The organism is Terriglobus roseus (assembly GCF_900105625.1).
GTDB lineage: Bacteria > Acidobacteriota > Terriglobia > Terriglobales > Acidobacteriaceae > Terriglobus > Terriglobus roseus_B.
In genome coordinates this window covers 1881133-1894014 of the sequence record NZ_FNSD01000001.1, presented here as the reverse complement: position 1 = coordinate 1894014, position 12882 = coordinate 1881133, and the positions used below count along the sequence as shown (strand labels likewise).

Annotated in this window: 10 protein-coding genes and 1 tRNA gene; 3 read left to right on the top strand and 8 right to left on the bottom strand. The window is 61.7% G+C overall.

The window, feature by feature from the left end:
• Window positions 1-6: 6 nt before the first annotated feature.
• Window positions 7-1161 carry a GGDEF domain-containing protein gene (locus tag BLW03_RS07720; protein WP_074653155.1) on the bottom strand — a complete coding sequence of 385 codons (1155 nt, stop codon included), beginning with the start codon at window positions 1159-1161 and terminating at the stop codon, window positions 7-9.
• Between the two features lie 376 nt (window positions 1162-1537).
• On the opposite strand from BLW03_RS07720, the gene alaS reads away from it, so the two are divergent.
• Together alaS and BLW03_RS07710 are read left to right on the top strand one after the other, a co-directional pair.
• Window positions 1538-4234, top strand: a complete 2697-nt coding sequence (gene alaS, locus BLW03_RS07715) for an alanine--tRNA ligase (protein WP_074653153.1) — start codon at window positions 1538-1540, stop codon at window positions 4232-4234.
• 20 nt (window positions 4235-4254) lie between these two features.
• Window positions 4255-5028: an SIMPL domain-containing protein gene (locus BLW03_RS07710; RefSeq protein ID WP_083350393.1), complete on the top strand. Its 774-nt coding sequence runs from the start codon at window positions 4255-4257 to the stop codon at window positions 5026-5028.
• A gap of 5 nt (window positions 5029-5033) precedes the next feature.
• Here BLW03_RS07710 and BLW03_RS07705 read toward each other — a convergent pair whose 3' ends face one another.
• The 5 genes from BLW03_RS07705 to BLW03_RS07685 all read right to left on the bottom strand — a co-directional run bounded on the left by BLW03_RS07705 (window position 5034) and on the right by BLW03_RS07685 (window position 8752).
• A complete protein-coding gene (locus BLW03_RS07705; RefSeq protein WP_074653151.1) occupies window positions 5034-5315 on the bottom strand; it encodes a hypothetical protein in 282 nt (93 codons plus the stop codon).
• A gap of 89 nt (window positions 5316-5404) precedes the next feature.
• Window positions 5405-5662 carry a hypothetical protein gene (locus tag BLW03_RS07700; protein ID WP_139285135.1) on the bottom strand — a complete coding sequence of 86 codons (258 nt, stop codon included), beginning with the start codon at window positions 5660-5662 and terminating at the stop codon, window positions 5405-5407.
• Window positions 5663-5836: 174 nt separating this feature from the next.
• Complete coding sequence (locus tag BLW03_RS07695) at window positions 5837-6763, bottom strand: tetratricopeptide repeat protein (protein ID WP_074653147.1); 927 nt, start codon at window positions 6761-6763, stop codon at window positions 5837-5839.
• 315 nt (window positions 6764-7078) lie between these two features.
• Window positions 7079-7154: transfer RNA gene (locus BLW03_RS07690), tRNA-Thr, on the bottom strand.
• Window positions 7155-7588: 434 nt separating this feature from the next.
• Window positions 7589-8752, bottom strand: coding sequence for a DUF6599 family protein (locus tag BLW03_RS07685; RefSeq protein ID WP_074653145.1), 1164 nt, complete (start codon window positions 8750-8752; stop codon window positions 7589-7591).
• Between the two features lie 73 nt (window positions 8753-8825).
• Between BLW03_RS07685 and BLW03_RS07680 the strand changes: the two genes are divergently transcribed.
• Window positions 8826-9698, top strand: coding sequence for a carbon-nitrogen hydrolase family protein (locus tag BLW03_RS07680; protein ID WP_074653144.1), 873 nt, complete (start codon window positions 8826-8828; stop codon window positions 9696-9698).
• Here the strand turns inward: BLW03_RS07680 and BLW03_RS07675 are convergent.
• Entirely contained in the window at window positions 9695-12037 is a 2343-nt protein-coding gene (locus tag BLW03_RS07675) for an N-acetylmuramoyl-L-alanine amidase (RefSeq protein WP_244502002.1), read from the bottom strand. The two genes, BLW03_RS07680 and BLW03_RS07675, sit on opposite strands and share 4 nt — an antisense overlap.
• A gap of 150 nt (window positions 12038-12187) precedes the next feature.
• Window positions 12188-12757, bottom strand: coding sequence for a translation initiation factor IF-3 (gene infC, locus BLW03_RS07670; RefSeq protein ID WP_170835095.1), 570 nt, complete (start codon window positions 12755-12757; stop codon window positions 12188-12190).
• Window positions 12758-12882 lie beyond the last annotated feature (125 nt).

The following is a 12882-nucleotide window of genomic DNA, read 5'->3' as shown; positions in this document are numbered from 1 at the left end:
GAGCGACTAGTGGGCCGAAGTAATAACACTCTGACGGTCCTGCCGGGTCAGCCAGGAATCGGATCCATGGTTCCCGCGCATCGCTCTCGCTTGTTTTTCCTGGTACAGCAGGACATCGCTGGCGTGCATCAGGTTGGGGAGGGTCGTGGTGGCGCCGCGTAGCGTCGCTGAGCCGATGCTCACAGTCAAGATATAAGGTTCGCCCCATGGTGTTTGCAGCGCAAGCGCGGCAAGCGCCATTCGGACCTGCGATTCCACGATGCCTGCTGCGTGTTCATCCGCCCCAGGCAGCAGGGCAAGAAACTCATCGCCGCCAATGCGCATGCTTATGGGGCAAACGCTCCGCAGAATGCCGCTGATGGCGCGCAGCGCGGCGTCGCCAGCACCATGGCCCTGGGTATCGTTGATCTCCTTGAAGTTGTCCACGTCCAACATCAGTGCGGACGATGGCTGGCCGGCCGCCGTCGCCAGGCGTAACTCGGAGACACCAACAGCGTCCAGCGCACGACGGTTATAGAGCCCCGTCAATGGATCGGACATGGCCGTGCGCTCCATGCTTTCGTGCTTCCGAAGGCTGTCCATCCAGGCGGGACACAGGGCGACGCCGCCGATGGTGAGTATATTCATGCCGCTGAACCAGAGCTGCGTGCCGGTATAGCGCCACACGATCAACCGTGCAGCATTCACCGCGATATGCAATGCAAACAGCCACGCCATGGTCTTGACTGCGGGCTGAATCACCTCTTCCTCTGACCGCAGCACCAGCAAGATGAGCCAGCCGTACATCGCCGCGGTCACGATGCCGGCCGCCCAGCTCCGCAGCATCCAGCTCGGATGCACGAAGGTGAAGAAGGAGAAGGCAGCGACTGTCACAACGTCCAGCGCAAGCAGAGTGATCCATGCTCGACTGCGTGGCTGACCGGTCGCCTCAGAGAGTGCGCGACAGGCAAGGCCTGGAAATGCGAGCAGCAGGACGTTGCCCAAAACGATCGTCAGTCGAGGATGTGGCGTCTGTTCCAGGGCCAGCAGGGCAAGTGCGACGCCGTTGGTCAGGTAAGCCGCCACCAGCCACGGCGCGCTTCGATCGCCACGCTGCCGACGATAGTCCCGAAACGCGAGCAGGATCACACCGCTCAACAAGATGAGCAGAGCCGCTTGCATCACGAAAACTGTCCTGTGCTCCAACAATGGAGGGTCCTTGTCAGAAAGAGAAATGATTCGGCGAAGAACTATCTATCAAACTCTACTAAGGCGCGGTGCACTGCAATGGCACTTTCGTTGTTATCCAACTGGATTCAAAGGGTGGCGAGCAACTTCGTGTGTTGATCTTCAAGCGTCGATAGGCTGTGGAACAGACCCTACTTGCCTTATCGACTCGAAGTGGAATCGAATCACTATGAGAACGCCCATGGATCTGAGTGACATCCCGCACGCCACAGGGATGCCTCCACACGCGCCGCTGCAGCAGCCAACAGCAGCAAGGCGGGTCAGGGCATCGCAGATGGACAGTGAGCCGCGCTGCTAGACTTTATAGGCCATGCGCCACTTAACTGGAAGCCAGATTCGCGAAGATTTTCTGCGGTTTTTTGAGGAGAAGGGACACCGCCGTGTCCACTCGTCATCGCTCGTCCCTCACAACGATCCAACGCTGCTGTTCGCCAACGCCGGCATGAACCAGTTCAAGGACGTCTTCCTGGGAGCGGAGCAGCGTGCCTATAACCGCGCCACCACCTCGCAGAAGTGCGTCCGCGCGGGCGGCAAGCACAACGATCTGGAAAACGTTGGCTTCACCCGTCGCCACCACACCTTCTTCGAGATGCTGGGAAACTTCAGCTTTGGCGATTACTTCAAGCAGGATGCCATCGCCTTCGCGTGGGAATTGCTGACGTCGCCGGACTGGTTCGGGATCGACAAGGATCGGCTTTACGTCACCATCTTCGAAGGCGACGCGCAGACCCCGCGCGACGACGAGGCCGAGCAGTACTGGCTGGCCGCGGGCGTGCCGAAGGATCGCATCTACGAATTGGGTGCGAAGGACAACTTCTGGCAGATGGGCGAGACCGGCCCCTGCGGCCCGTGCTCCGAGATCTACTTCGATCTGGGCCTTGAGGCGAGCGAGACCGGCGAAGACAAGCCCTTCGGCGAAGACGACCAGCGCTACATGGAGATCTGGAACCTCGTCTTCATGCAATTTGACCGGCAGGTAAGTGCGGGTGGCGCGGTGGAGTTGCTGCCGCTGCCGAAGCCCAGCATCGACACCGGCATGGGCCTGGAGCGTATTGCCTGCGTACTGCAGGGCAAGCTGTCGAACTACCAGAGCGATCTGTTCGTGCCGCTGATCGCGAAGGCGATCGAGTTGACCGGCTTCCAGGCGCTCACCGCCGAAGAGGGTGCGGTTGTCGATCTGAAGGGGGCGGCCAGCCTGCGCATCATTGCTGACCATGCACGCGCCGCGACCTTCCTGATCGCCGATGGTGTTGTTCCGGGGAACGGTCAGCGGGAGTATGTTCTGCGCAAGATCATCCGTCGCGGCATCCGTCATGGACGTCTGCTTGGGCAGGAACAGCCCTTCATGCACCAGATGGTCTACGCCGTTCGCGATGAGATGCAGGTTGCATATCCCGAGCTCGCGGATGTTGCGGATCGCGTTGCGAAGGTTGTGCTGCAGGAAGAGCAGCAGTTCGCTCGGACGCTGCAGCTTGGTCTCGTTCGCATGACCAACGAAGTCCTGCAGGATGGCGCCCAGGCGTTCTCGTTGTACGAGACCTTCGGTATGCCGCTGGACTTCATGACGGACGCGGCCCGCGATGCGGGCGTTGAGTTCGACATGGTCGGCTTTGAGCGTGCCAAGGAAGAGGAGCAGGCTCGTGCCCGTTCGTCGTGGAAAGGCGGCTCGCAGAAGACAGCGAGCCCCGTCTATCGCGAGCTTGAGAAGACACAGTTCCTCGGGTACGGCGGGCTGCGTGCGGATGATGCGGTTGTTCTCGCACTTGTGAAGAACGGCGAAGGCGTGAATGTGCTGATGCCGGGCGATGAGGGCGAGGTCGTGCTCGATCGCACCAGCTTCTACGCGGACTCGGGCGGCCAGGTGGGCGATACCGGCTGGCTGTATCCGACCGACCACACCGGCGCGCTGGCTGACGTGCATGGCTGCACGAAGCCGGTGCAGGGCGTCTTCGCGCACAAGGTCACGGTACGCCGTCCCATCGCTGTCGGCGACACGCTGGACGCTGTAGTGGATGGCACCGAACGCGCTGCGACCATCCGGAATCACACCGGGACGCACCTGTTGCATGCCGCGCTGCGCGAGGTGCTGGGCACGCATGTGAAGCAGGCGGGATCGTTGAACAATCGTTCGCGCCTCCGCTTCGACTTCTCGCACTTCACGCAGGTCGCGGATGAAGAGCTGCAAGACATCGAGGACATCATCAACCGCGAGGTCATGGGCAACACGAAGGTCGAGACCTTTGTAGATGTGCCCATTGACGTGGCAGTGAATGAGTTCAAGGCAACCGCTCTCTTCGGTGAGAAGTACGGGGACAAGGTTCGCGTCGTGAAGATCGGCGACTTCTCCACAGAACTTTGCGGCGGTATCCACACCGGCGCTACGGGCGAGATTGGTCTCATCAAGCTGACCGGTGAATCGTCGGTGTCGAGCGGCATCCGGCGTGTTGAGGCCGTAAGCGGTACCGGCTCGCTCGCGGAGTTCCGTCGTGACTTCGATCTTGCCAAGGTTGCCGGTACGCTGATCGGTGGCAGCACGGAGTATCCGGCAGTCGCATTGCAGGCGAAGCTGAATGCGCAGGATGAAGAACTCAAGAAGCTGCGCCGCGAGCTGGACCAGGCCCGCATGAAGTCGGCTTCCGCAGCCAGCGAGAACGCTGCCGAGTCGGCCGTCGAAGTGAAGGGCATCAAGGTGCTTGCGCAGAAGGTCATCGGTCTTGATCGCAACCAGATGCGCACGCTCGCGGACACGCTGCGTAGCCGCCTCGGTTCTGGTGTCGTTGTGCTGGGCGCGGCCACGGAAGATGGCAAGGTTGCACTGATCGCCGCAGTCACCAAGGATCTTGTGGGTACGGTGCAGGCAGGCAAGATCGTTGGTGCGCTCGCAGTGAAGGTCGGCGGTAAGGGCGGTGGACGACCAGACCTCGCAGAGGCAGGCGGCACCGATCCTTCACAACTTGATGCAGCCCTCGCAAGCGCCGGTGCTACAGTGGGAGACCTAATCGGCTAGGACCCTTTCGGAGAGATGACGTGGACGATCGGAAGTCACTGGTAACGACGGCACTTGCGCTTGGTGGCACTCTGGGTGTCAGCCTCGTCATTGCCGGTTGGGTCATGGGTTCGCAGATTAAGGCGACCAAGCTCAGTGATCGCTACGTCACCGTGAAGGGCCTCGTCGAACGCACGGTGAAGTCTGATACCGGCATCTGGAATGTGGCCTTCAAGGAGGCCGGAAACGATCTTCCGCCGGTCTTCGCGAAGAGCCAGGCCGACAAGCAGGCGATTGTCGACTTCTTCGCGAAGCAAGGCTTCTCAGGCAGCGAAGTCTCCGTCGGCCAGATCCAGGTCACAGACACGCAGGCGAACGAGTATGGCGGCAACCAGGCGAGAAATCGCTACATCGTGCAGCAGACTGTCACGCTGACGACGCATGACGTCGACAAGCTGCAGCGCGCGGGCCAGAACACGGCAGACCTGGTGCAGGCCGGCATTGTGGTCGGCGGGAACCAGTTCGGCGGTGGATCCGGCATTTCCTACAGGTGGACGGGGCTGAACGCTTTGAAGCCAGACATGATCACGGAAGCCACGCGCAATGCGCGAGCATCGGCTGATCGGTTTGCCGCGGACTCGGGCAGCCACGTCGGCGCTATCCGCACGGCCAACCAGGGCGTCTTTTCCATCTCGGCTGCCGGGCCGGCTGCGAGCACTGGGAGCGGTGAAGAAGGTGGCGGTGGCCCATCTGCCGACTCCACCGTGATGAAGCAGGTCCGCGTCGTCACGACAGTCGACTACTACCTGCAGTAAACCGTCTACCAGCAGCGAGCCGATGACGCCCGGCAACCGCAGGCCACGCTGTCGGAGCAGCAGCCGAGCGGCACATCCTCGGGTGACAGTTCTGCAAAGCAGGCGCGGCATCGGGTTCGTTTCGGATGCAGAAGGCTCTCACTGACCTGGTGGCCGAGATGCTTCAGAGATTGCGGCATGTGCGGATGAAGCACCGTGTCTCCAACGCTGTGGCCGAAGTGGCGCAGCTTCTGCGGCAGCGGCGTTCCGCGTGGTTGCGAAGGCTGTGTGTGCTTGAAGAGTGACATGGGTACGTCCTCCGGGGCGTGACCGACACGTTGAGCATTGTTGTAACGCCGCTTTGTATCGACTGACCAGAGATTTTTGCTGCCCGCGACTACCAGCAGCAGCGCTCACTCAGCGCGCGCCAGCAACAGGCGTCCTTGTCTTCGCAGCACCCGCTTGCTGCCTCGTGCGGTAGCAACTCTGCGTGGCAGACATGGCACAGGGCCGTCGCCTCGCCCCACAGGCCGTGTCCGACGTGATCGCCCAACATGCCGGACTGCTCGTCGGTCGGCTCGTGGGTCTGGATGTGCATGGCTGCGTGATGGTCAGCGGTGGTCGTATGTCCAAAGAGGGAAGATGCTCGCCACATACCGCGCGCCCTCCATCGGCGCTGCGACTGCACTTGCGAGGATGTTCTATTCCCACCGAAGGAGTGTTGGCAAGTCAGCGTGGAGCGGTCTTGCAGAGCGGAATGTCTGCAGAACAGACACCTCGGAACCAAGAGGTTGAGCATCGGTCCAGCTGGGGATGGAACGGGTGCGCGCTAAGCCAGTTTGCCGCCGCGTGTCACGATGCTCAGGCGTTCCGTCGCGAGCGTTCGGCGTGCCTGCATGCGGGCGTGGGTCGCCCAGGGTCCCACCGGGTCCAGACGGACGTAGCAGAGCCAATGGCGCAGAGCTCGACGGCGTTCGCCGGTGCGTTCATAGGCCAGCGCCAGGTTGTAGTGCGCATCAGCATATTGCGGTACCAGCTGGATTGCGCGCGTATAGGCAGCGATGGCTTCCGGCAGACGACGTAGCTCGTCCAGCACATTGCCCAGGTCGAAGAAGGCCAGGGCGTAGTCCGGGTCAATCTCTGCTGCGGTGCGGTAGCGCTTCTCTGCCTCGGTGTAGCGGCGGTCGTTGTAAAGGATCGTTCCCAGATTGATGGAGGCGGGCGCGTGTCGCGGACACAACTCCAAGACCTGCAGGTAGAGCGCGGCGGCCTCGGCCAGTGTCTCCGGCTTCTCCTCAAGCTGCACGGCGCGCTGAAAGATCTCCTGCGCCTGTGCCTGATCGCGCAGAACCTGTTCGCGGGGAGGCTCGCGCTTCAGCAGGGAGAGTTCCCGGCGCGGGGGCGCGTCGAAGTCGAAAGCAAGCTGTTGCGTCAGCGGGTCCAGCAGGGCGCCACTGTGGCGGAAGACCAGCCGTGCGCCGCGGGAGACATGAGCGGCCTCACGCAAGGGGTCTTCCATGCCCGCGATGCGCTGCATGGCCTCGACCGAAGAGCGTATGGAACGGACGGAGAGGCGCTGCTCACGAAGGTCCCGCAGGCTGCGCATGCCGGCCAGGTCGCGGATGCTGAATTTGTTTGAGGCGGCAGGGATCAGACCGGCGCGCTGCCACGCCGCGATCTGCTTCTCAGGGACGCGCAGGATGCGCGCCGCGTCCTGCCGCGAGTAGAGGGAAACAGGCGCTGTCATTGCCGGCATCGTCTGTGCTCCTGGAGGCCTGCGCCGCGAGGGAAATCCCCGCGGGCTGCAACCATGTGCCGAGTATGATGCGGCGCCAGCCTGCTTGCAAGACGTTCATAAGCACAGAAAGCAGAATCTCGTGGATAACTTGTACCTGAATCGATACTTTTTGTTGTGCCAGAGTTACGAGCCGCGTTTTCCACGGTGCCTTGCCGCGCAGAGGCCGCGTCAATGGGAAGGATGTGGACTGGGAAGTGAAGCGGAAATCGGCTTGCTGTCGAGATTGCGCGCTGCGGGATGAACCGTTTGCGCTGCGATGGTGCAAGGCCTGAATGGAGCCGACGAACGGACTTGAACCGTTGACCTGCTGATTACGAATCAGCTGCTCTACCAACTGAGCTACGTCGGCCTCGAGGTTGATTCTAACTGGCGTTGGCCGAGGTTGCAAAAGTGGTGGCGACGATGCTGGCTGGGCACCACAAGTGCTACTTCTAAGCGGCGAGTTTTCCTCAGCTTCATGAGCATGTGAGGCACTGCGAATCCCATCGATGCCAACACGATCCAGGCCTTGAAACGTGAGACTTCAGGCGCCCGTTTGTCCAGAGGACGCTCGACTCCAAATACGAAAAAGCCACCCGCGAAACGGGTGGCCTTTTCTTCAGGGAGAATAGTCCGGACGGAGGCAAAGCCATCTGAACTTTCTGGCGAAAGTCTATGGCTCACCCTCGGGCAGTGTCAAGAATAATCGCAAATCCTTGCAAATGAGCAACTTGTACAAGCGTTAGAGTGTTGCCCACGGGTATTTATTTCGCTTTATATTCGCTTTACCATTAGGGGGCTGAGTCACTGCAACTTGCGATTTGCGGGGCCTCGAAGTCCCAGGCTGATGACTTCAATGTCATTCATCGTGGAGAGTGGTTTGCCACGCGCCTTACGGATCGCCGCTCGTCCTCCACCGAAGACGATGCCCAGCGCCAGTGCCGCTCCGACCATCACGATGACGAAGATCATGATCTGCACCATGACGCTCGCGGCTTGGGAGACCTTGAACTGCTCCATGTAGCCTTCCGGCTTGTTCCAGCTGATGTTCGCCTCGTACTTGATACCGCCGACCATGCGCGAAGCCTGGCGTGCTGTGAAGCCGCCGGCTGCAATTGCGACGATGGGGCCGGACCGGGCAGACTTTGGATCGCCTGTGAGGAACGAAGCGGGCAGTGACTTGTCGTCGATGGCCTTTTCGATCGCGCGCAGGCGGTCTCCTGCAATGGTTGGCGTCGGATAGAAGATCATGGTCAGCAGACCATTGCCGGACTTGCCGCCGTGATAGCGCGCGGTGATGATTTCCGGGCTCTTGCTGAAGTCGATGACGTTCGCCGGCAGGCTGCCTCCCTCGGCCGCATAGGTCAGCGCTCCAACGGCGTAGCGCAGGCTTTCCTTCTCCAGGCCATCCTGTGGCAGGCGCGAAGGCAGCAGCGGGTGTGCGCCCTTTGCTCCCCTGGGCTTGGGCAACATACCGACAAGCTCGTTGAAGCTGCTGGCGGAGATCGCCTTGTTGCCCGCGGGAGCGATCTGCACCAGTGTGTCGCCCTGCCAGAAGATCATGGTGCCGGAAGAGATGGAGCAGTCGACACCCAGGCTGTTGCCGCCGGCGCAGCGATGCATCTCTGGCGTGCGCAGGAGGGTGTAAGCGCTATAGGCTCCTGTCGCATCGGCAAACTCGGTCGCAGAAACGATTGAGGCATTGCCTTCTGCAGCGTACTTCTTCGCATCACTCCGCTTGACGATGAGCTCTGCGGCGATATTGTCGGGCAGATGGATGCTGGTGTCCGCGGGACCACTCGCCTGCCACTCGCCGAACTTGTCCGGCAGCAACGGCGTTGGTGGCGTAACAACGGTCGTCGCCGAGGAGGTCTGCGCCGGGGTGGGCGCGGCAGGTGCCTGCGCCATCAGCGACAGGGGGGCGGCCAGAATGGCCAGCAAAGCGAGTTTTGCAGGGAAACGAACCATAACAAGGGTGAGACTACCACCGCTTGGCTTGCGGTAGCAGGCGGCATGCGATGGCCGCCATAGACTGGTAGGCATGAAATCAGCCGTCGCACAGATTGGTTCCGTATTGTTTGATCCCGCTGCAACAATGGAGCGTGTGGAGCAATGGTGCCGCACTGCCGCGGATCAGGGGGCGGAGCTGCTCGTCTTCCCGGAGGCACTGCTGGGTGGCTATCCCAAACTGCAGACCTTCGGCGCGACGCTTGGCCAGAGGACGGAGGCAGGGCGCGATCTGTTCCTGCGCTACTTCCGCGCGGCTATCGATTGCCCGGGTGTGGAGACGGTACGCCTGGCAGAGCTTTCGCGCGAGTTGCAGATGCATATCGTGATCGGCGTGATCGAACGCGATTTAGGCACGCTTTACTGCAGCAGTCTGCTGTTCACGCCGGAGATGGGACTCGCCGCGAAACACCGCAAGCTCATGCCGACGGCGAGTGAACGTCTGCTGTGGGGCCAGGGTGACGGAACGACCATGCAGGTTGTTGCCACGGGCGTCGGGCGTGTCGGCACGGCCATCTGCTGGGAGAACTACATGCCGCTCTATCGCCAGCACCTCTATGCGCAGGGCGTGGAGCTGTGGTGTGCGCCGACGGTCGACAGCCGCGAGATGTGGCAGATCAGCATGCGGCATATTGCCTATGAAGGCCGCTGCTTCGTATTGAGCGCCTGCCATTGGCTGACCAAAGATGACTGGCCTGAGGACCTTCGGGAAGAGGGTGGAACGATCGATGGCGGCAGTGTCATCATCGCGCCGACGGGCGAGGTGATTGCCGGACCGCTGAAGCGAGAAGGCTTGCTCTTCGCAGAGATCGACCTCGATCAGGTACCGCGCGGCAAGTTCGACCTGGATGTGGCCGGACACTACAGCAGGCCGGATGTCTTCGACCTGCAGGTACGCACGCGCTAATAGCCGCGCGAATCCTGCTTGGCGGCACTTGCGACGCGCACCCCGCCACCGCTCAGGCCGCTTGTGTACTGTGCGACGCCTTTGAAGATCGACTGGGCCACGCGTTCGCGGTATTCCGGCGTGCGCAGTTGGGCGGCGTCTTTCCCGTTGGTGACGAAGCTGATCTCCGTGAGAATCGACGGCATGTTCGCGCCGATCAGCACGACGAATGGCGCCTTCTTCACGCCGCGATTCTTCAATCCCTCGTTGCCTTTGTGCAGGCCGTCGTAGAGCGACTGTTCCACATCGGAGGCGAATTCGCGGGACTCGTCGATCTTATCCTTCAGCGTGATCTTTTTCACCAGGTCGGCCAGTTGGTGGACGGATTGGTCGCTGACCGCATTCTCGCGGGCTGCTACATCGAGCGCGTCCGGCTGCGAGGTGAAGTTCAGGTAGTAGGTCTCAACCCCGCGTGCCGTCTCGTCCTGGCTGCTGTTGGCGTGGACGCTGATGAAAAGGTCTGCCTCCGCCTTGTTGGCGATGGCGGTGCGCGTTTCGAGCGGGATAAAGGTGTCATCGCTGCGCGTGTAGATCACCTGCGCGCCCAGCTTGTCCTGCAGCAGCTTGCCGAGGCGCAGAGCGACGTCGAGCACGACATCCTTCTCCATGATGCCGCCTGCACCCAGCGTGCCGCTGTCGTGGCCGCCGTGGCCTGCATCGATGACGATCCGGCCGATCTTGAGACCAAGGGCACGCTGCAGTGTTCGCTCGCCTTCGGAGGTCGGCGCGGCGACGTGACCCGGCGTCGCAGCGATCAGGGGTACCTCGCTGTGCTTGCCCTTCTTCGCCGGAATCGACGGTGCGGAAGGAGAGCGAGGTGTGTCCGAGATGACCGCGATGGGCTGCGATGTGGGCTGTGCGGTGGCGCGTTGGTTGTCCGGTTGATTGCTCAGCGCGGCAACCTCTCTACCGCTGGTGGTGCGCGATGCGACGGTGCTGGGAACTGCCGAAGTGTCCTGCGGGTAGGGCGCTGGCGGTAGAGAGGTACCGGTGGACGACATGACCGCGCCGTTGCCCATGCGATCGACCGAACCCTGCACGGCAGATGGCTGCTTGAGCAGATCGTTCCCGCTGAGCCGTGAGGGCGTCGCAGGATGACTGGCAGCGGCTGCGTCGGGCGTGGAGCTCTTCGCGCCGCCGTGAATGTCGATGATGAGCCGGTAGGGATTTGGCAGCAGGAAGGCTGAGTACTCTGTGACGTCATTGACATCGAGCACGATGCGAGTCATGTCATTCGAATACTGCGCTGCCCGGATGCGCTTCAGGAAGCCATCATCAGTCACGGTAAAACTCTTGCCGCTTAGCTCCTGGGCCAGGTGCGTCCCGTGCAGGTCGAAGTAGATGCGGTCCGGGCTGGGGACTCTTGCTGCTTCATACTGCACTTCATCGCCAAGGTCGATGGCGACGCGCGTGTAGGTGGGCGTGGACCAGTGACGAATCGCGGATACGGTGGCGAGGCCATTTTTTGTATGTGCGGGGACGTTGGCGCTCGCGTCCTGCACGGGAGTTCCGGCATGCTTTGTCGACTGGGCAACCGGCGATGCGACGGCAACCGGTTGCGAGACGCTGCCCTGCGACGCCGCAAGACTCGCTTCGGCATGAACCTCGGGCGGCACAGTGTTTGCATTAATTCCGCTGGAGTTTGAGGCACCGCGCGTGGTCGCTGGCATGACTGGAAGTTGCGAGGTCGTAGTCTGCACCGGCGCAGCCGTTGTAAGCGGCGGAGGCAGCACGCCCGCACGAAGGCTCTTGAGCGCGGTTTGCGCTTCGTCGATGTGAGAGGACTGAGGATATTCCTCGACGAAGGCGCCGTACTTTGTTCGAGCCAGCTTCACATCGCGCATGCGATCCGCGGCGACATGAGCTTCTTCCAGCAGAGCGGCGATCCGGAAGGACGATCGTGGATATTGCGTGCGCAGGAATTCAAACTGGCCGATGGCCGCGGTCAGCATGCGCGTGTCATGCAGCGTCGTTCCTTCGTCGGCGAGCAGCAGGCCGACGTTGTAGATGGACTCCGGAGCGTGAAGGTCTGCAGGATTGCCGTGATAGATGAGCCGGTACGCGTCCATAACGGTGCTGTAGTCGTCGCGTGTGCGTTGTTCCGGGGTCATTTCCAGCAGTTGCTGACGCGCGGCTTCTGCGATCTGCCACGGTGTCAACTCGACCGGCTTCCTGGCAGCGGACTTCGGCGTCGATCGAGCGGATCGAGGAGCCTGTGCCAGTACGCACGACGCGGCGAGCGGCAGCAGCGCCGCAAGCAGCACGAGTCGCGCGCCCCGGGATGGAAGAGAGAGGGCCAAACCGACCTCAGTTTACCGAGGCGCAAACCCCGGCCCCGGTGCAAAAGGGATGGGGTAGCTCCGGCGGTACCCAGAAGGCGACCGTCGCGGGAAACGAAAGAAGGGGCGCGCCACTGGCGCGCCCCTTCTCAACTTCGGATCCCAGGACCCTTATGCTTCGGTAGCCGATGACTCGTCTGCCGAAGTATCGGCAGCGGTTTTCTTCACGGGTGCCGGCTCAGCCTTCTTGCTGGGCGCGATGATGGCGTGGAGCGTGGTGCCTTCCATGCGCGGCATGAATTCGACGATGCCCGCTGCGCCAATGTCCATGATCAGGCGATTGACAATCTTATAGCCCAGGTCGCGGTGCGCCATCTGGCGGCCACGGAAACGGAGGGAAGCCTTGACCTTGTCGCCCTCGCCAAGGAAGCGGACAGCCTGATTCTTCTTCGTCTGGTAATCGTGCTCGTCGACGGTGACCGAGAACTTCACTTCCTTAATGACGATGACCTTCTGCTTCTTACGTGCAGCGCGGTCGCTCTTGTCCTTCTCGTACAGGTACTTGCCGTAATCCTGGATGCGGCACACGGGGGGCGCAGCGTTGGGAGAGATCTCGACCAGGTCCAGTGAGCGCTCGCGTGCAATCTTCAGCGCATCAAACGGTGCCATGATGCCAAGCTGTTCGCCATTTTCGTCGATGACGCGGATTTCGCGCGCGCGAATCTTTTCGTTGGTGCGGATGAACGACTTGATGGCTCGCTTGTCAGTAAACGGTGGAATAGTGCGCCTCCGCAGCGCTCGTTTCTGACCGGCGACTCCCGAGTGGGGGCTCGCAGGTTCTGCGGCGCTGCATCCTTGAGTATACA